Raw genomic sequence first — 18,110 nt, 5'->3', positions numbered from 1 at the left:
CACCGCGCCGAGGAGGTCAAGTGCCCGGTCGCGTACGGACTTCGGCGGCCGCCCCGACAGATGGGCCATCACCTGGAGCTGCTCCACCGCGCTCAGCGAGGGCAGCAGGTTCGGCTGCTGGAAGACGATCCCGATGTGCTCGCGCCGCAACTCCGCCTTGGCGGCGGCGGTGAGCGCCCCCGTGTCCGTACCGGCGACGACGACCCGCCCCGAGTCCGGGGTCACCAGGGTGGCGGCGACCGCGAGGAGACTGGACTTGCCGGAGCCGGACGGGCCGACGACGGCCGTGAGCGTGCCGGCGGGGACGGTGAGGGAGACGGCGTCGAGGGCGGTGAGCCGGCCGTCGCCGTCGGGGTAGGTGAGGGTGACGGCGTCGAGGACGAGACTCATCGGGCGCTCCCGAGGGCGGTGAGGGGGTCGACGGCGGTGATCCGCCGGATGGACAGGGCGGCGCCGAGGACACCGAGGACGACGATCACGGCGGCCGGGCCGAGGACGGTGAGCGGTTCGAGGACGAAGGGCACGTTGCCGCCGCTGACGAGGGCGCCGATGCCGACCGCGAGGGCGGTGCCGAGCCCGGTGCCGGCGGTGAGCATGAGGACGGCCTGCCCGAGGGCGTCCTTGAGGAGGTACGGGGTGGAGGCGCCGAGCGCCTTGAGGACGGCGACGTCACCGCTGCGCTGGATGGTCCAGACGGTGAAGAAGGCTCCTATGACGAGCGCGGAGATGGCGAAGAGGAAACCGCGCATGAGCTGCAGCGAGCCGTTCTCGGCCTGGTAGGACCCTATGGCGGTGAGGGCCCCGTCGAGGGTGCGGGCCTCGGTGCCGGCGGCCTTGTCACCGGCCGCCCAGTCGACGTCGTCGCCGCTGAGCGCGATGACGGTGGCTTCCTCCCGCGAGGTGGGGCCGCTGTGGCCGAGCTTCTGCCAGTCGTCGAGGGAGGTCCACACCACGGGGGTGTGGCTGTAGGAGGCGTCGCCGGAGACCGCCGTGACGGTGACCTCCAGCGAGCCGAGGCGAACCCTGTCGCCGGCCTGCACGGCCAGCTCCTCCGCCGCCGACTCGGACAGGACGGCCTTGCCCGCGCCGACGGTTCCGGGGGCGAGGCCCGCGTCCGGTTCCGTGCCGAAGGCGGAGACGGCGGCCGTGCGGTCCCCGACGGTCGCGTTGAGGGTGCGGATGCCGAGCGGGTCGGCCTCCGTCACCCCGGACCGCTCCGCCCACCTGCGCCACTGCTCCTCCGTCACCGTCGAGTTGGTGAAGGAGGCCGACTGCCCGGACGGCGGCGCCGCGAAGGCCAGCCGGTCGGCGGGCAGGCCGGTGATCGCGGAGATGTTCTCTCGCGCGAGTCCGGCGGTCAGCCCGGACAGCAATCCCACGAGCAGGGTGATCAGCACGATCACGGTGCCCATGAGGGTGAAACGCCCCTTGGCGAATCTCAGGTCTCTCCATGCCACGAACATGCTGACCAGAGTGGTCGGCGAGGGGTCCCGCGGGCATCGCGCCACGGATTGCTCCGCAATCAAACTTTCGGTTGATTCGGCAGATCGCTGTCACCTGCACAAACGTCCGGAGGGGCGTTTTCATGGCTACCTTGGCGGCTACGTTCGATCGACGGTCTTGATCGACGGCGCGAGGCAACCTCTGCGGCGGGTACTTGAAGGACTCCGGCGGCGGCCAAGATGGGGCGCAGTGGGCGTCGTTGCGTAGCGGCTGGCACGCAGCCTAGCTGTCCAGCATACGGACAATCGCTGTGATGCAGACCACATGTCGTGTGGCATCGCAGGTTCCGCTTGTCATTCTGCGAGTGACCGCCGAGCCGCTGGCATCGCGATGCAAGTTGTCTTGGCAGCCATTCCATCCGAACAGGGGTCACCCCGCCTGGATACCGTCGACGGAAGAACTCTAACTACGCCACCTCGCCGAGCTCGGGCAGGCAAGGGCGCCCCCGTCAAGCAGCCACTCGAATTCGCCGGCAGCGCCGACCCTCATGATCGCGAAATAGTCTTGAGGGCACACACTTGAGGGCTCCATAGCGAAGGCCGACAACTACCCCCGGGGGGCTATCGAGTGGCCGCAGGGACGGGTATGGAGGCCCAGGTGACGTAGCCGCCTTCGTCGCCGCCGTATTGACCGATGTCGTCGGCAAGTCCGCGCACGAGGTAGAGGCCGGGTTCTTCGTCGGGCTGCGGGAGTGGCTCCCGCTTCTCTCCAACGGAGACCGTGACATGCGCACCGTCGAACACGATGCGCCCCAGGAGGTCGGCACCGTGGCGATCTCGCGCGGTGATGTCGACGAGCTCACGGACCACTGCGACGACCTGTTCGCTTACCACCTGCGCGGCCGGGGAGTCTTCCAGGAGCATCGGCAGGGTGCGTCGGGCGAACGTGACGGCACACTCCATAGCAACGCCCGGCGCCTTGTCCGGGCCCAGACACACGGTGATCTCGCGGCTCAGGGCGAGTTGCCGCCACGGAGCCAGCGACAGCAGGAACGGCGCCTTGTGCAGGCCACGTTCAGCGGAGGAAAGCGTCACGTCGATCCGTCCCATCCACAAGAGTGGATTCGAATAGCAGTTCGAACCCCGGTCTACTCTCATCCAGAAGACCCCGCTCGCACCTCGCAAGCCCCCACGCGACGGCAGGGCGGGCAACCTGAGTTCACAGCGTAGCCGAGAACAAACCGGAGGGTACCGTTCAGCTGAACTCAGCTGAACGGGGGCCCGAGATGTCCCGCCAAATCCCGGGTGGTATAGCGCCCAATAGAAGCTCTATTCCAGACAAAGCGGACGCGACCCCCGCCGGAGGGGGTGTCAATCTCAGTTGATAACCTCCCCATCGGAAGCTGGCAGTCCGGTCTGCTTCTGCCAACTGAAATGAATCAAGGAGGGGGGTGCCATCGTGACCGATGCCGACAGCCAGGAACCACCCGACGAGGACAGCTTCGCGGAGCGGCTCGACTTCCTGTGTACGAATGACCCTCGGGGGCCCTTCACCAACCCGCAGGTCGTTCGGATGCTCGGAGAGCTGGGGATGCCGGCCCCATCGTCCACGTACATCTGGCAGCTACGGACGGGCCGGTCGGACAACCCGACCAAGAAGACCATGGACGCGCTCGCCGACCTGTTCGGTGTCCCTCGGGACTACTGGGCGAGCGACACCACCACCGCGGCCGTGAACGCCATGATCGTCCGACTGAACGGCCTCAAGGCCACAGGCGCCACGCCTGAGCAGCTGCACCAGCAGCTCAGGAACTTCACCAAGCGGATGGGCCAGGGAGTGAACCCGGAGACGATGGTGGAGCAGCTGGAGACGCTGGCGCGTCTGAGCGAGGCCGGGGTGACCGCAGCCACGTTGGAGCGGCTGAAGGACTCTCGGGTGACGAACATCGCGATGCGAGCGGTCGGCTTGTCCGACCAGGGGCTGAACGCAGCCGCAGCCATCATCGAACAGGTTCGGCAGCTCGAAGGCCTGCCTGCCGCCGAGCCGCCCGCCCCGGCAGGCACCTGATCCGGGGCGCAAGTACGACCAGTACGAGGAGTAACCCATGAGGCGCCGGGGACGCCGTGCCGCCAGCACCGAGACGACTACCGTCGACCCGCTGGTTGGCCAGTGCCGCGAGTTCGTGAAGTCTCTGGGCCTTCCCCCGGCGACGAGCGTTCGGGAGTTGCGCGGATTCGTCGAGACGAGGATCGGGCAGCCGATCCACATCGCGCCGCACGAGCGGGCCGACGGGACCTTGCCGTGCGGCATGGTGATCACCAGCGGCGGGGCGAACTACATCGGGTACGACCCGGAGACGAGCCACGCCCACCAAGATCACATCATCGCCCACGAGCTGGCCCATCTCCTCAAGGGCCACCGGGGCGCACTTCTCGTCGAGAGCTTCGACGTTGACCTGCTCGACGACGACCTCCTGGCCACGGTCCTCGGCCGTACCCACTACGACCAGGATTCCGAGCGTGAGGCGGAGGTCATCGGCAGCCTCCTCCAGGCGCACGTGATTACCAGCCGTCCGGCTTCGCGAAGCGAGTCGGCGGACCGCATCGCCCGCACTCTTATGCGGCGCGGTGCCTGATATGTAAGAGAAAATCTTGAAAGACCTTCTTCACCCGCTTTGCCTGGCAATCGCGGGGAGTGGCTTCCTGCTGCTCCTGCGTGACCTGCGGGCGGGCCGACGCGACCCCGCACTCACCGCGCTCGCGTTCACGTACTTCTTCTCCGCCCTCAGCTACGCGATATCCCTGACCCCGGTCTGGATACGGATCGACGGCTGGCTCGGCGTGACCAACATCGCCGTCCCCTTGTCGATGGGCTGCGTCGTCCTCGTCTTCGGCCTCCAGGCCGCGGTCATCGCCTACTGGACAAAGCCGCCGACCGTAGCCGCACGCCGTACCCAGTGGCTACTCGCCGGGGCGGTTACGGTCATCTCGCTCATGGCCGTGCTGTTCGCCATGCTCACCCCGGTCTCACCGCGACCCACGGACTTCACGCTGTACTACGCGCACGATCCGGTCTTCCAGACCTACCTGCTGCTGTACATGTGCACCTACACGGTCGCTGAGATCTACCTCGCCCGTACCTGCTGGCGGTACGCCAAGGAAGCTGGCGACGCGTGGCTCACCCGCGGCCTCCGCCTGATCGCCGTCGGCGCGGTCATCACCCTCGGCTACAGCGGCATCCGTCTCTCCGCAATCCTCGGCGCCGAGTTGGGCTTCAGTGTGAAGCCGCTGGAGCCGTACGCCTGGATCTGCGGTGACATCGGCGCCACGATCACCCAGGTCGGCTACTTCCTGCCGCTCGTCGCAACCCGGATCTCGGCGGCCTGGACTGCTCGCCAGGAGCGGCAGCAGTACCTGACGCTGGAGCCGCTGTGGCGCGCCGTGTCCGACGCCGAGCCCAGCATCGTCCTCGTCGAACCAGGAGAAGGCTCGACGGACGTCTCGTTCGACCTGTACCGGCGCGCTGTCGAGATCCGTGACGCCCAGATCGAGCTGCGCCCGTATCTCGACCCAGCAGCGCTCGCGGAAGCCGAGCAGCAGCCATTCCCCTGGTGGTGGTCGGGCAGGGAGCAGGTCGCCGCCGTCACCGCGCGCCAGATCCACGCCGCGCTCGTGCAGCGCCACGAAGGTCCCGTGGAGAAGCCGTCGGCCTACGCCGACGCGGCTCTGTCCACCCTCACCCCGCGCAAGGAACTGCGCCACCTCGTCCGGGTTGCCTGCCACTTCACCGTGCCGGCGGCGCAGCCCGAGCCCGTCGCTCTGGGGGCCACCCGCTCGTGAACCGCCGAACCCTGCTCACCGCGGCTGCCACCGGCGTGGCCGCCGCCTCCCTGCCCTCCGTGGCCGTGGCGTCCTCTGCCGCCCCGGGGAAGGACGCCATGAACCGCGCTACTGCCCTGTACCGTTCCAGCGCCCGGGCTCAGCTCGCCGCACTGCGGCGGGGCACCGTTTCCGCCCGGGAGCTGCTGGACGAGGTCCTGGCACACCACGCCGACGTGAACCCGGGCGTTAATGCCGTGGCCACGCTGGACGTCGACGGCGCCCGCGCTGCCGCCGAGAAGGCCGACCAATACCTCGCCCGGACAGGTCGACCCCAGGGCCCGCTGCACGGCCTGCCGATGACGGTCAAGGACGCGCTGGAGACCGTCGGACTGCGCACGACGTGCGGGAGCCCGGACCTGACCGACCATGTCCCCGACCGAGACGCGGACGTCGTCGCACTCCTGCGGCAGGCCGGGGCCGTCATCGTCGGCAAGACGAACGTGCCGACGATGTGCCAGGACCTCCAGACCTCCAACAGCCTGTTCGGGACGACCAGCAATCCCTTCTCGTCCGCTCACACCGCTGGTGGCTCTTCCGGTGGTCCGGCCGTCGCCGTCGCCACCGGCATGAGCCCGCTGGAGGTCGGTTCCGACCTCGCCGGATCGCTCCGCCTCCCAGCGGCTTACTGCGGGGTCTACGCGCTCCGCACCTCGCGGGGCTCGTCCCCGATCGTTCCGACCCGCGGCCACATCCCCCGCCCGCCCGGGTGGCTCACCAGCTCGGACATGCTCACGCTCGGTCCGATCGCCCGGGACGCCGACGACCTCGACCTCCTGCTCGACGTCCTTGCCGCGCCCGCGCCCGCCGACCGTGACGCCTGGCACATCGAGCTGCCTGCCCCGGTCTCGACGACGCTGCGCGGGCAGCGCATCGGTGTCTGGGCGGACGACGAGTTCTGCCGCGTGGACTCCTCGACCCGCGACCTGCTGGAGCAGGTGGCCCGTGAGGCCCGCGCCGCCGGCGCTGTCCTGGACGAGACGTCCCGGCCCGTCGACTTCGCCAAGAGCAACACCCTGTTCACCCAGCTCATGTACGCCACCTCGTCGGCGACGGCGTCCGACGCCGCGTTCGCCGGAGAGGTCAAGGCCGCCGAGTCTGTTCCCGACGACTCCCCCTCGGCCCTGTACCTGAAGTCGCGGACCATACGGCACCGCGACTGGGCGCGCGCCGACGAGGAGCAGCAGAAGCTCCGCGCGAAGTGGGCGACGTACTTCGAGACGCACGACCTGCTGATCACCCCGGCAGCGCCGACGGCCGCCGTCCTGGACCAGACGTCCGTCCCTGCTGCGGACCGGCACATCACGGTGGACGGCGTGCGGCGCAGCTTCTACGACCAGACGAGCTGGATCAACCTGGCCTCCCCGGTCGGCTTGCCGTCACTGGTGATGCCGGCGGGGAAAACGCGGGACGGTCTGCCGCTGGCGATCCAGATCATCGGCCCGTACCTGGCCGACCGCAGCGTCATCGCCGCGGCGAAGGCCCTCGGCGCACTCCTCCCGGCCGTGCCAAAGGCGCCCGGGCTGCTGGTGTGACTAACTCGGTGTGTCCGTTCCCACAGTGCGGGACGGACACACCCCAGTCTGCGCGGCTCCGCGTACCTATGCGCTTCTAATGAGTGTTCGGGGCCTCGCTTGCTTCGAGTTGTCAGGTCAGTAGCTGCCACTGGTCGCGCCAGTTGGCGACGTCCGCGGGCTTGATGACCGTGTTCTTCGAGTCCGGGTTTCGGGGGCGTGTGCCTCCGACCTGCTCAAGGAACTGCATATGCCGGGTGTGCACCTCTGCGCGAAGCTTGTCACCCTCTGCAATGTAGAAGCGGTGACCATCCGTCTCGATGTGAACGAGGATGACTCGACTGCACGTCAGAGCGGTGAACTTGTCGATGTCCGCGATCATCCAAGCACCCTTGGTCGCCACCATCACTTGAGCATCATGCTCGCCCACCTCAATGTAGGTCTGCGCGCCCTTGAGCTTGGCGGGTATGCCTCGCAGCAGAGCCTCGGCGACTGCAAGGTGTCGGCCTGCTTGATGGGTCTGAGAGTGAGTGCGCGCGGCAGGAACTGTCATAGATGCAGCATGCCGCGAACCCAGCGACGAGAAAAGATCCAGCAAGGCCGCAGCGCCGATTCCGCCGCGCAGGGTGGATCACCGCCCACCCCTTGCCGTAGCGGCCCGGCGACAGACGGTTTACAGCAGCTCTTCGATGACCTGACGCAGGGTTGGCGTGTCGCCGTCGTCAGTCCATCGAACGTACTTAAGCGCCTTGCCCTGCTGCTGCGCCAGGTCGACAGGCTCTGCCATGCGATGATCCGCCGGCGGAAGGGCAGTGCTTACGTAGACAAGCGCGTCGAGGTCTGGTGTCGTGGCGAAGGCCCGTAGCACCTTATCGACCATCCGGCTGGGGTCGGAGGGCTTGCCCGGGCGGCCAAAGAAGACCTCGACCCCTACCTTCTTGCCGCCGCGCGTCACCACAAAATCATGTCCACGCCCGTTGCCCGCATGTGCAACTGCGTCACCGAATGCTGACACCAGCCGTTCTTCAACGACCTGTTCGTAAGCATGGTGCGACATGGTCGAGATGTGCTCGTTGCGTTGAACCTCGGGGGCAACGGTGGTGGCGGCAGTGGCAACCTCCAATGCTCGGTCAGGGGTCTCGGCCTCGTTCATCTCCCGCTCCACCCTCTGCTCCACCCATTGCAGTCCGCCGTCGACGAGGGACATGGACGCGATGCGCCTCCCCATCACGGCGATTAGAAGCAGGAAGGCACCCACCGTGATGAGGGCAACGGGCCCTGCTTCAACCTGCGTGACGAAGACGGCCACCGCGCCGGCACCCAGGGTTGCTGCTCCCGTGAGGCCGAGCGTCCATCGAGCCGCAGGGGGCAGTAGAGCGGCTGCCGTGCGTTGTTCAGCGCGCAGTCGACGCTTGGCCTTCCTGCGTTCCCTACGGCTTGGCGGCTCGGCGGGACGACTGGCAGATATGGTCATGACGCGGAGCGTACGGGAAGCTCAAGGGCGCCGGAGCTTGCTTCATGCCGCACGACCCGTTTGCGGTCGTGCGCTGCGGGGCGGTTACACCCAGACCTCGTGCTCGTCCTGGAAGTGTGGCCAAGGCCGCCCGACCTTTCGTTCCGCCAACAGGTGTCTGATGCCCGCGATCCACGTTCCCGGCTGAAGGAGTTCGAGCAGGTAGCGGTCGAGTTCCGAGGGCGCCATCTGAAGCGTCCAGCCGGGAGTCATCGTCATCCCGCCGCGAAGCAGCCGGACTTGTAGTTGGTCCTGGTGATGGATCTCCATGAACACTTCGCCGGGCTGGGGAGCTCGCGGGCCCGGCGGTCTGATCCAGTGAGCGTCCAGGCCGGCGGCCCGCAGCAGGCGGGTGAGCAAGGGGCCAGAGGTCTCAACGGTGAAGATGACGTAGTCGCCGATGATGCGTGCGCAGAGGGCAGGGTCGAGGGGGTAGTTCGCCCAAGGAACGCGGAGCGGATCTCGGGCGGTGCTATCCAGGGTGGTGGCGTGCCAGTTGTGGACTTCTCGTCGGCTGGCGATGCCGGCACTGGCGAGTGCCGCTCCGAAGACTGTCTGGAACCGGTCGTTGAACTGATCGGAGGAGAGGCCATGCCGGGAACAAGCCTGCTGGTCAACGACGGCGAGGGCGCGGGCTCCAGGTATTACGGTGGCATGGACGCCGTCCGCTGCCGCCTGCTGGGCTGCGGAGCGGAGCATGTCTAGGTGGGTGCGCAGCGGGAGGTCGAGGTCGTGCAAACGCTGTGCAGTGTCGGGGCCGGGAAGCGGCCCGCCGTCGAGGATAGCGGCTCTGGCCTGGTTGACCCGCCGAAGTTGAGTGCTGCGCTTGGCGTTGGGGTTGGTCTTGATCTCCTCGGTGAGGGGTGGGTTGGTCTCGTCCCAGATGGTGATGTCGCCGATGCGCAGGCAGTTGGTGACGTCGTGCAGCAGGGCGAAGTGGCCGTCGTCCTTGAAGGCTCTCTCCGCGCGGTCTCGTTCTGCCGCGAGGCCGGACTTGCCGTGCATGGGGCCTGGGCTGTCGTTGCGGCTCAGTGCGAGGACGAAGGGCCGGTGGAACCCGAAGGCCCTCCAGGCGAGGGCATCGCCGACGGATCGGAGCTGCCGGCCCAGTCGCTCACACACGGCGTGCTCGAACCGCCACGTCCCCTCGTCGGAGAGGTCGCGTCCGGATTGAGGTTCGGGGGCTCCTGGGTGCGGGCTCTTGCCCTTCTTGATCCGCTCGGCGGCCTTCTTGAACTCGTACCGGTCCCTGTCGACTTCGAGGATCCGGTCGAGAAGTTCCTGTTGGAACTCGTAGCCCGCTGCGGCGGAGTCGATAGCCCTGACCTGCTCGATGAGGTGGGCGAGCGCTGATTGCATGGCGATGTGGCGCGGGTGCATCAACATGTCGTCGGGGCTGTAGTGGGCGGCGTCGAGCAGGCTCATCGGCCCAGTGTGCCGACGCGGGGGCCGTCGCGCGAGGAGATTGCGCGTGGGCGTCGCTCTCGGACGAGGCGGGTACGGGGAGGACGGGTCCGGCTGGTGTGCGAGACCCGTCCTTCGTGCTGTTCTCGATCCGTGCCTGTCGCGGCACCGTCAGCGCATGCCGGCGCCGCTCACCACAGGCTGGTCTGACCTGCGTCCTCCAGGGCCTGCCGCTCGGCGTCAACCTTGGCGGCGGCAAGGTTCTTCCGGAGCAGAGCGGCCAGGGGTGCCTGGGCGCGGGCCTGGGCGCGCTTGCGCTCCTGGATCTCGTCCGAGGTTGCCCAGCGGACCAGGACCTCGTGATCGGCGAGGCCGGGCTCGTCGGTGAGGACGGTGCACTTGATGTACGGCTGCTCCAGGCGGTGAATGATCTCGCGCATCGTGGCGAACCAGTCCGGGCCGTAGGCCCCGGCGATGACGACGATTGTGCCCGTGCCGTCAGTGTGCTGTCGGACGGCGAAGCCGTCGGAGTCGTGCCGGCCGGGGTCTCCGTCGCGCTGATCGGCCTCAGTGAGGCGGAGGTCGGTGAGGCCGCCGTTGGTCAGGTGGGTGGCAATGGTGTGGGCGCGGGTGGTGCGGGGCATGGGGTGTCCTCCTGGGAGCGGGGCCGCCCGCGCGGTCAGGCGGCCCCCGGGTGGTGGGTCAGCTGAGGGGGGTACCGGTCTGGTCGAGCAGGGCGTAGAAGTCCGGCGTGGACGGGATGCGGAAGTAGTGGACCTGCTCGGTCGCGCCGGTCACCGTGCGTCGGTGGACCAGGAGTTCACCGCCGTTGCGCTGGGGGCGGTTGCATGCTGGAACGAGGCTGAAGATGTAACTGACGCTGCCGATCTGGTGCTCCCAGGAGACGGCCAGGCGCCAGGCTCGGGGGCGTCCGATGCGCATGCGGAAGGTGTGGCCCGCGATCTCGTGGGGGGCGTGGCGGTCGTAGCTGGTGGTGCAGACGGTGCAGCGCATGGACTGGTGCTTAGACATGGGTGCCTTCTGTTCGGATCGGTGGCCGGTTGCTCTCCGGCCGGGTGTGGCTGGGCGGTCAGGTCGCGAGGCTGAGACGGTTGTGGTCGACGCGGGCGAGGCAGGCGGCCGTGGCCTTGCGGCCGATGTAGCCGGAGAGGGCGGTTCCGCGCGGAGGGCGGTGCAACGGGCCGTATTCGGCGTCCAGGGCATTGGCGCGCTCGACGATCTGCCTCATGGACAGGCCGTTCTTGAAGTCGGTGCCGACCTCGGTCTCGACGGTGATGTACTGGGCGGCCTTCTTCGGGCGGAGCCTGGCGGCGAGGACCACGTCGGCTTCGCAGCCGAGGACGCAGAAGGAGCAGGACAGGCGACTCATCCCCAGTCGTAAGCCTTGTGGTACGGCAAGGAGCTGCGGGCGATCTCCTTCCATACCTCTGCGTCCGACCAGCCGTGCACCGGCCGCCACGTGGTCACGTGTCGCTTGCCGTTGCTAGCGGGGCGGTCGATCTCGACGGCGGCGAGCTTGGCGCGGGGTTGTGCCTCGCAGCAAGAGTTGTCACTTCGCAGCGCGAACTGTCACCGCCCGGACGCTCGTGTCGGTCGACGTGCGACATTTCTTGCTAGGTGGCACTTGGCCGAGCCAACTGCCGCTGAGGGCGAGGGGGCGGACGATTGGTCATCGGTCAATCAGGGTCCAGGTCGGCAGTCCTCACTGGACTAGCCGACGTCCGCAGGGCAGCCACTACGATCACGCGTATGCCTCCGCACCCTCACCTTCCCGCTGTCATAGACGCCGCCAACGCCTTATCCGCCGGACTGCAGAATCCTTCCCTGCTGGTGGGGCTTCACCGCGACATTGACGGCTTGACCGGGAAGGACGGCAAGTCGCTCGGGGGCTCGAAGAAGCAGTACGCCCTGCGGTGGGGGATCTTCACGATGTCTTACGCGGTTGTCGAAGCCTTCTTCAACGAAGTCCTTGCCCTTGATCCGTCCCGGACGCGGCATCTTCCGCTCAACCCAGACAAGCTCCGCCACGTTGGGCAGCAGCACGCGGTCCGGCTGTTCACCGACGACTGGGGAGTCCGTACGAGGGCTCTGGGCAACGCCGCCGGGAACCGCTCGCGCTGGAAGGCTTACGTCGGCACCCAACAGGTGAAGCTGTACCTCGCCGATATGAAGGCCCTCCGCGACATCCTGAGCCACGGCGGAGACCCGTACACGGTATCGAACCACTCCGGCGCGTTGTGGTCCCTGAAGGGGGGCGGGCACTCGATGCGCCTGATGGGCGCTGAAGGCTTCATCCAAGCGTGCTGCGATCTCGCCTCACAGACCGTGCTTGCCTACGGCGGGAGCTTGGCCGACTTTCCCGAGTGGCCAGAGCCTGAGCGGTCGGGTCTCTCCGCGGAACGGCGTCCGTCGCTGCCTCTGTTGGACTGATCCGTCCCACTCGGCTGCGTGCTCCACAGCTGGACCTGGACTCAGAACGGCGGCCGCGGGAACACGCCCGTCGTTGTTGAGCCCAAGCACGTCGCCAAGGTGATCACCCAGTGGCTGCGAGTTCGCAACGACGTCGCCCACGGGCACACGACCATCCACTCGCTGGCCGTCCTGACGGGCGTCCGCGATCCGAACTCGTCAGACAAGGCGAGGAAGGCCCCGACACTGAGGCTGACCGATGCGATCGACTGCGTCGCGTTCTTCCGTTCGATCGTTCGCCTCACGGCTGATGCTGCGGCACTCCATCTCGGGCGACCGTCCCCGTCATGGGACGAAGTCCCCCCACTCGCTCTCGGACTGCACGTCTCGCACCTCGCCTGACTCGCCGGCGATCACCAGCTCTGGCCGCTCTTGCAGCAGCATGCAAGGGACACACTCTCTGAGAATGAGGCAGTGAGTGACTCCGGGGCCGGGCTAGTGCGTCCGCAGCCGCTTGAGGAAGGTCCTGACCAGGGCGTCCAGCTCCGAGTCCTTGGCGGTCTCCTCCACCAGGATTCGCTCGATGTGAACGAACCCGCTGTTCCGCCAATGCCGATCCCGAGTCCCGTCAGCTGCCAGTCGGCCGCGGTGATGCGGCCCGTCGACCTCGATCAGACCTGCCCTGCCCTCACGAACGACTAGGAAGTCCGGCGTCCACGTGTTGCCGACACCCACGCGGCCCAGGGGCAGTGGAAAGATCGAGATGGTGGCGTCAGCGGTGAGAGCGGCCTGAGCTCGCTTGAGCGCTTCATAGACCCGTAGTTCCTCGCGGGAATCAAAGACGAATCCGTCGCGTCGCAGTTCAGGCTTTGGGTCGCGAACCCGCGCGGCATGGTTCGTTGCGGTGTCGGAGGTCATTCGGCCCTCAAGAGCTGACCTCCAGTCCGCACGCAGCTCTGGAAGCGCCGGCCCGACATAGACAGAGCGTGCTTCCACTCCGTTCCGCTCGGCAATCGGCAGGAGGACGTCCCCGATCCGCGCAAGAAGGTCTTCAGTGAAGCGATCCATCAGCCAGCCGGGGACGAGGAGGCGGGCATCCATCCAGTCGCCGAACCTGTTGCCGGGAGACCACTCGATCCCCTCCACATCCAGGAGGAGAGCCGCTGCCTGAACGTCTCCTTGATCATGAAGGAACCAGGCTGTTTGACCGAGGACGGTCTCCTCGACGGAGAGCGCCGCCTCGACGTTCGGAATCTTGCCGACTTCTGAAGTCACGCCCCAACACTAGAGCTTCGGTCTGACAATCGAACCCAGTTGGTCAGGATCGACCTCGGGCTACATGTCTCGCACTCAAGGATTGAGTCAGCGCCCCAGGGCGATGCAATCCGCCTCAGCCAAACTTCGACAACACACCCAGACCGGCTAGAGAACATCTCCTGTGACCGCGTGCACGACGATCAGGTCTGAGAGGTCGAGTTCCAGGCCGTAGTCGAGTGGAGCGGCGAGGAACTTGAGGAGGATGGCCGTGCTGTCGGCGCCGAGTCCATAGGACAGGACGGTGCGGCGTTTCCCACGCGTCACGGTGGCCACGCGCTGGCCTTTCTCTTTGGGTCGGTGGCCGGTTGCTCTCCGGCCTGTCCGGGGGCGCGGCCAGTAGCCGCGCCCCCGGGAGAATCAGTGGGTGGTGCCGCGTAGGGCGGTGGCGCCCCTCATGCGGCGGGGCGGTTCACCACGCTCGCGATGATGTCCGCAACGGCGGCCGAGTCGGCGGCGCAGTCGACGGGGGTTTCGCCGTCGCCGCTGGTGAACAACGGGTTCCCGACGGGCTCGCCGTTCTGGTCGTGGAGGAACAGGGTCCAGCCGGTGTGCGCGGCGGGGACGTGCTCGACCGACGGGTTGCGGTCGCCCACCGTCAGGTGCAGCCCGTTGCGGACGTCTGCGGCGGGGGGGGTTGGGTCGAAGGGGATGGCGTAGCTCATGCCGATGTCGTCGCTGTGGGCGTTGATGCCTCGCTCGGCGAGCGCGGCGAGCAGCACGCCTCCGGCGGTCGGGCGGGGCTCGGCGAACCACTCGGCGACGGCGCGGGCGCACTCGTGGACGTCGCCGCGCGGCGCGTCGAACACGGTTCCGATCTCGGCGTAGTCCGGGAGCCCGTCCGGCTCGTATGCCATGGCGAGGAAGCCGGGCTTCCCCGAGTGGTAGCGGGTGACTGCGACCTGCTCTGCGTAGACGGCTTTGTCTGCCGTGGTCCCGGGGCGGTGTGCGATCAAGAGGTCTTCGTCCTCCTCGATGAAGGAGGGAACGCCGGCGGCAGTGAGGGCTTCGGTCACGATGGTGTGGAACATGGGGTTCGCTTTCGTTCGGGTCGGTCCGGCGGTTGCTCTCCGCCGGGGCCGCGCCGCCGGGAGATCGGCGGCGCGGCGGAGACGGGAGGGTCAGACAGCGCGGTGCGCCTGCGGGAAGCCGGTGACGATGCGGCGGCCCAGTTCGGTCACGTACGGGGCGTACAGCGGGCCGCGTACGCCGTCGTCGCCGTCAGTGGGGTGCACGGTGCCGTTGGCGTCGCGGTACTCAACGAGACCGTCTCGGTGCAGCGTCCGGGCCGTCGGCCAGGCGGTGCCCTCCGGGAGTCGCCCGTCCGGTCCGGCTTCGCGGAGCGCGGTGCGCCCGGCCTCGGTGAGGAGCGCGGCGCGCCCGCGCGAGTTGATCGAGAGGAATGTCGGGCCCTCGTACCCGTGGAGCCGTGCGTTCCAGGCGGCGCGGCCGGTGTTGGTCACCTCGTGCACCCAACGGGCGAGGTAGATGGCGTCGAGGACGCGGGTGCTGGTGTATTCGGGGACGCGTCCCTTGGGGTCGGCGAGTGCGGCGAGCAGTGCGCGACGCTGGGCGGGGGTCGGGGTGGCGGGCGCCTTGCGAGCGAGGGTGGTGGTCACGTTGGATCCTTGCCGGTGAGGCGGGCGCAGGGACGTGCGTGCCCCTGCGCCCTGGTGGGAGGTGAGTCAGAGGACGTCGGTGGCGTCGTAGAACGTGGCGAGGCTGCTCGTGGACCTCTCCGTTCCGACGGGGAGGGAGGGGTTGGCGAACTCGGCGAGGACCTGTCGCTCGTACTCGGCGTCGCAGACGATGCGGGCGGTGTGGTCGACCGTGCGGAAGCCGACCGTGGACCACTTCTCGACGGCGAACCGCTGGGACTCGGCGACGGGGTCGCGGTAGTCGAGGAGGCGGATGATCAGGACGGGGCCGGTCGCGTCGTTGATGACGGACTCGCGCTGCGTGCGGCCACCCAGGATCTCGAACGAGTAGACGTCGGTGTGCTCGGGCTGGATGCCGACGGGGCCGGAGTCGGCGAGGACCGTGCGGAGCGGGCCGCATATGTCGGTCAGTTCCTCGACGGTGGGCATGTACAAGGCGATGGACACAGGAGTCCCTTTCGCTTCGGGTCGGTATTGGCGGCTGCTCTCCACCAACAAGGAAAATAGTACAGCAGACGTCACAACTGGTCTAGCGATCCCAGCTCAATAAGCCTTATGCTCCCTACGGCGCCGCACGCTGTATCAGTTGGTCATCTGGTTGTGTAGGTGAGGGCCGATGTACCCGACGACGAGTCGGCCGGCAGCCACGCCCTCCGTGCTCTTCGCCCCGCCCAGGAAGTACAGCCGGGGTGCGACCGTGCCGCGTGCACCCAGCTTGAGGTGGGCCTGCATCTCGACCCGGCGACCGTCCGGGCCGGGGAAAAGGCGCTCGTGCCCGTACTTCTCCATCGTGGGCAGGCTCTCCGCCATCGCGACGTGCCGGACAGGGTAGGGACGGGCCCCGGGCGGTGGGGTCAGGCAGAACTGGTAGAAGTTCCCGGTGAAGCCGTCGGTGGCCGCCGCCGCGTAGGAGTCGAGCGCACCCAGGGCCGTCCACGCCTTCGCCGCCCAGGTCCGCGCCTGGGGGTGAACGTCCAGCCCCAGGGCGGTGCGCCGGTCTGCGGTGACGAGCAGGCGATCCCACTCCTCCAGCCGCCGCCACAGCTCCTCGAACGAGCCAGGAACGCCGGGGAGCCCCGCTCCGGCCCGCTCCGCCTCGTCATGGCGGTCCTGGCGCAGGAGCATCACCCGGAGCCGGTCCGTCTCCGCTCGGGCCTGCGACAGTGCATCCAGGGTGGCGAGGTGGTCCTCGACCTCGGCGTCTCGCTCAGCGGCGACGGCAGCCAGCTCACTGCGGGCGGACAGGTGAGCTCGCTCGGTCAGGCCCTTGGCGCGGCCGAGCTCCGTCAGCTCCTCGTCGGCCTGACCCAGCAGCCCGTTCAGCAGGGCCACTTCCGCGCCGAGCTTCGTGAGCTGCTCCTCGGACTGGCCGAAGGGGGCGTCCGCGACCTGACGGACCTTGTCCAGGGTCTCCTGCCGCTCCTGGCGGTGCTGTTCGGCGACCCGGTTCGGGAACTCGACGGCCGCGAGCTGCTGCGGCATCGGCTGCTCCCGCGCGATGGAGAGGATGTTGGTGGTGATGCTGCGCCAAGCCCGGTCTTCAGGGTTGGTCCAGCGGGGCGCTCCCAGGACACGGTGCCGGGCCCCGTCGGCTGCCCACGCAGGGTCGACGAGTGGCAGGTAGACGCGGACGGCACCAGCGTTGACGCGGTGGTCGTAGCCGACGGCCTCGCGGAAGGCGTCGATGGCGGGAAGGTCCCACAGCAGGTAGGCCGAGGCGTCCCCGGAGACGGCGTGCACGGTGCCGGCCACGCGCTCCGCCCACAGCGGATGCCTCTGTGTGGGTCGGGCGGCGACGATCAGGGGCTTGTGCCGGTCGGGGGTACGGAGCATGGTCACCAGGGCGGGAACCTGTTCCGCGGTGACGCGCAGGGCCTCGGGGGTGAGCCGGGAGGGACCGTCGTACGCCTCCAGCTCGGTGACGAGCTCTCTGACAATCTTCGGCTTCGCGGTGCGCGGACGGCGCTTGCTACTGGGGAAGCACTCCAGGTCGACGCCGACCGTCCCCGGGCCGGTGGTGGATCGCACGGCGGTGATGGTGGTGCGCCAGGTGGCCGAGGGCTGGTATTCGCGGAGCTGCATTCGCGTGGCGTACTCGGCGCCGGTGTCGTCGTAGGCGGCTTCGGTCAGCAGGACCGTGCTGGGGGCGATGGTGTGCTGCCCGGTTCCGGTGGGAACAGCGCTCGAACCGAACTTGCCCTTCAACCACTGGGCGGAGACCCAGCGGACGGTGTCGAGCATGGTGGTGGCGTCGGGGACGCTGAAGGTCGAGCGGTGGGCCAGGGTGCGGGCGGAGCCGTCGGTGGTCATGGAAGCCTCTTCGGGGTCGAGGATGGAGGGGAGTCGGGGCCCCGTGCGGCGGTCGGCCGACGCGGGGCCCGTCGTTCTCGGAGAAGCGCTGGGCGTTCAGCACCAAGGCGTCACCGCAGGGCGCTTGATGCCGCGCGCGTGCCCGTACCAGCGCAGGAGGACGGCTGTCGACTGTCGGGCGAGCCAGTCACGGCGCTCGGCGGTGGTAGCGGGCTCCCATTCGATAGCGGGGCCCGTGGGGTCGACGTGGGGCTGGAAGCCGGTCTCCAGGAAGACGTCGATCACGGTGGCGCGCTCCCGCACGGGCAGGGACAGGTCCGGCGAGTTGCTGCGCTCGACGCGGGAGTCGATCTGGCTGATCAGCCAGTCGCGCTCGGAGATGTACGGGCCGACCTCTTCGGCGGCGGCCTGCCTGGCGGACCAGCGGTCGACGGCCTGGACTTCGGTGGCCCTCAGGCCACGGGCGTACATGTCCTGCCACACAGCGGCGTAGGGGCCGAGCGATCCGTCCGGCTGGAGTTCGGCGCGCGCGGGGACGACGTGCAGCACTTCTCCGCGCTGGTGGAGGACGGTGAAGGTGCGGAGCTTTACGAGGTTGATGGGCATGACGGACTTCCTTCTGCTGCTGATACGAGGTGGAGCGGGG

21 protein-coding genes are annotated in these 18,110 nt (G+C 68.2%); 5 read left to right on the top strand and 16 right to left on the bottom strand.

Features of this window, described 5'->3' with window-relative positions; genetic code table 11:
• The 3 genes from CCN56_RS01555 to CCN56_RS01545 all read right to left on the bottom strand — a co-directional run.
• A partial coding sequence (locus CCN56_RS01555) for an ATP-binding cassette domain-containing protein (protein ID WP_143664397.1) occupies positions 1–390 on the bottom strand: 390 nt, incomplete at its 3' end.
• On the bottom strand, positions 387–1,463 hold the full coding sequence (locus tag CCN56_RS01550) for an FtsX-like permease family protein (protein ID WP_179199632.1): 1,077 nt from the start codon (positions 1,461–1,463) through the stop codon (positions 387–389). The genes CCN56_RS01555 and CCN56_RS01550, both read right to left, overlap by 4 nt.
• Before the next feature lie 600 nt (positions 1,464–2,063).
• Positions 2,064–2,552 (bottom strand): hypothetical protein, encoded by a 489-nt coding sequence (locus CCN56_RS01545; protein ID WP_143664396.1) that lies wholly within the window; start codon positions 2,550–2,552, stop codon positions 2,064–2,066.
• A gap of 349 nt (positions 2,553–2,901) precedes the next feature.
• Here CCN56_RS01545 and CCN56_RS01540 point away from each other — a divergent pair, with 349 nt between their 5' ends.
• The 4 genes from CCN56_RS01540 (at position 2,902) to CCN56_RS01525 (ending at position 6,856) form a co-directional block, all read left to right on the top strand.
• Complete coding sequence (locus CCN56_RS01540; RefSeq protein ID WP_086822477.1) at positions 2,902–3,510, top strand: hypothetical protein; 609 nt, start codon at positions 2,902–2,904, stop codon at positions 3,508–3,510.
• A gap of 157 nt (positions 3,511–3,667) precedes the next feature.
• Positions 3,668–4,078, top strand: a complete 411-nt coding sequence (locus tag CCN56_RS01535) for a hypothetical protein (RefSeq protein WP_143664395.1) — start codon at positions 3,668–3,670, stop codon at positions 4,076–4,078.
• Between the two features lie 16 nt (positions 4,079–4,094).
• Positions 4,095–5,282: an MAB_1171c family putative transporter gene (locus CCN56_RS01530; RefSeq protein WP_086822472.1), complete on the top strand. Its 1,188-nt coding sequence runs from the start codon at positions 4,095–4,097 to the stop codon at positions 5,280–5,282.
• Positions 5,279–6,856, top strand: a complete 1,578-nt coding sequence (locus CCN56_RS01525; protein WP_086822469.1) for an amidase family protein — start codon at positions 5,279–5,281, stop codon at positions 6,854–6,856. The genes CCN56_RS01530 and CCN56_RS01525 overlap by 4 nt, the downstream gene beginning before the upstream one ends.
• Before the next feature lie 112 nt (positions 6,857–6,968).
• Here the strand turns inward: CCN56_RS01525 and CCN56_RS01520 are convergent, their stop codons facing one another.
• From CCN56_RS01520 to CCN56_RS01495, 6 genes are all read right to left on the bottom strand, one after another.
• Positions 6,969–7,388 (bottom strand): hypothetical protein, encoded by a 420-nt coding sequence (locus tag CCN56_RS01520; RefSeq protein WP_143664394.1) that lies wholly within the window; start codon positions 7,386–7,388, stop codon positions 6,969–6,971.
• A 120-nt stretch (positions 7,389–7,508) separates the two neighbouring features.
• The gene (locus tag CCN56_RS01515) at positions 7,509–8,144 is read right to left on the bottom strand and encodes a hypothetical protein (RefSeq protein WP_086822463.1); all 636 of its coding nucleotides are present in this window, start codon (positions 8,142–8,144) and stop codon (positions 7,509–7,511) included.
• Between the two features lie 249 nt (positions 8,145–8,393).
• Positions 8,394–9,773, bottom strand: a complete 1,380-nt coding sequence (locus tag CCN56_RS01510) for a hypothetical protein (protein WP_086822460.1) — start codon at positions 9,771–9,773, stop codon at positions 8,394–8,396.
• A 170-nt stretch (positions 9,774–9,943) separates the two neighbouring features.
• Positions 9,944–10,396, bottom strand: coding sequence for a hypothetical protein (locus tag CCN56_RS01505; RefSeq protein WP_179199631.1), 453 nt, complete (start codon positions 10,394–10,396; stop codon positions 9,944–9,946).
• 58 nt (positions 10,397–10,454) lie between these two features.
• Positions 10,455–10,784, bottom strand: coding sequence for a hypothetical protein (locus CCN56_RS01500; protein WP_143664393.1), 330 nt, complete (start codon positions 10,782–10,784; stop codon positions 10,455–10,457).
• Between the two features lie 58 nt (positions 10,785–10,842).
• Positions 10,843–11,142 (bottom strand): hypothetical protein, encoded by a 300-nt coding sequence (locus CCN56_RS01495; RefSeq protein ID WP_086822454.1) that lies wholly within the window; start codon positions 11,140–11,142, stop codon positions 10,843–10,845.
• Positions 11,143–11,522: 380 nt separating this feature from the next.
• Between CCN56_RS01495 and CCN56_RS01490 the strand changes: the two genes are divergently transcribed.
• Positions 11,523–12,203, top strand: coding sequence for a hypothetical protein (locus CCN56_RS01490; RefSeq protein WP_143664392.1), 681 nt, complete (start codon positions 11,523–11,525; stop codon positions 12,201–12,203).
• Between the two features lie 474 nt (positions 12,204–12,677).
• Here the strand turns inward: CCN56_RS01490 and CCN56_RS01480 are convergent, their stop codons facing one another.
• The 7 genes from CCN56_RS01480 to CCN56_RS01455 all read right to left on the bottom strand — a co-directional run bounded on the left by CCN56_RS01480 (position 12,678) and on the right by CCN56_RS01455 (position 18,070).
• The gene (locus CCN56_RS01480; protein ID WP_086822446.1) at positions 12,678–13,457 is read right to left on the bottom strand and encodes a hypothetical protein; all 780 of its coding nucleotides are present in this window, start codon (positions 13,455–13,457) and stop codon (positions 12,678–12,680) included.
• Between the two features lie 147 nt (positions 13,458–13,604).
• The gene (locus CCN56_RS42865) at positions 13,605–13,772 is read right to left on the bottom strand and encodes a hypothetical protein (RefSeq protein ID WP_179199630.1); all 168 of its coding nucleotides are present in this window, start codon (positions 13,770–13,772) and stop codon (positions 13,605–13,607) included.
• Between the two features lie 119 nt (positions 13,773–13,891).
• The gene (locus CCN56_RS01475) at positions 13,892–14,527 is read right to left on the bottom strand and encodes a hypothetical protein (protein ID WP_086822443.1); all 636 of its coding nucleotides are present in this window, start codon (positions 14,525–14,527) and stop codon (positions 13,892–13,894) included.
• Positions 14,528–14,617: 90 nt separating this feature from the next.
• A complete protein-coding gene (locus tag CCN56_RS01470) occupies positions 14,618–15,115 on the bottom strand; it encodes a hypothetical protein (protein WP_086822440.1) in 498 nt (165 codons plus the stop codon).
• A gap of 66 nt (positions 15,116–15,181) precedes the next feature.
• A complete protein-coding gene (locus CCN56_RS01465; RefSeq protein WP_086822437.1) occupies positions 15,182–15,601 on the bottom strand; it encodes a hypothetical protein in 420 nt (139 codons plus the stop codon).
• A gap of 135 nt (positions 15,602–15,736) precedes the next feature.
• Positions 15,737–17,464, bottom strand: coding sequence for a hypothetical protein (locus CCN56_RS01460; RefSeq protein ID WP_086822434.1), 1,728 nt, complete (start codon positions 17,462–17,464; stop codon positions 15,737–15,739).
• A gap of 96 nt (positions 17,465–17,560) precedes the next feature.
• Entirely contained in the window at positions 17,561–18,070 is a 510-nt protein-coding gene (locus CCN56_RS01455) for a hypothetical protein (RefSeq protein ID WP_086822431.1), read from the bottom strand.
• Positions 18,071–18,110: the final 40 nt, after the last annotated feature.

It is taken from the genome of Streptomyces sp. NRRL B-24572, assembly GCF_002156145.1.
Classification (GTDB): domain Bacteria; phylum Actinomycetota; class Actinomycetes; order Streptomycetales; family Streptomycetaceae; genus Streptomyces; species Streptomyces vietnamensis.
The sequence above is the reverse complement of the archived record's forward strand: the minus strand, read 5'-3'. Positions and strand labels throughout refer to the sequence as shown.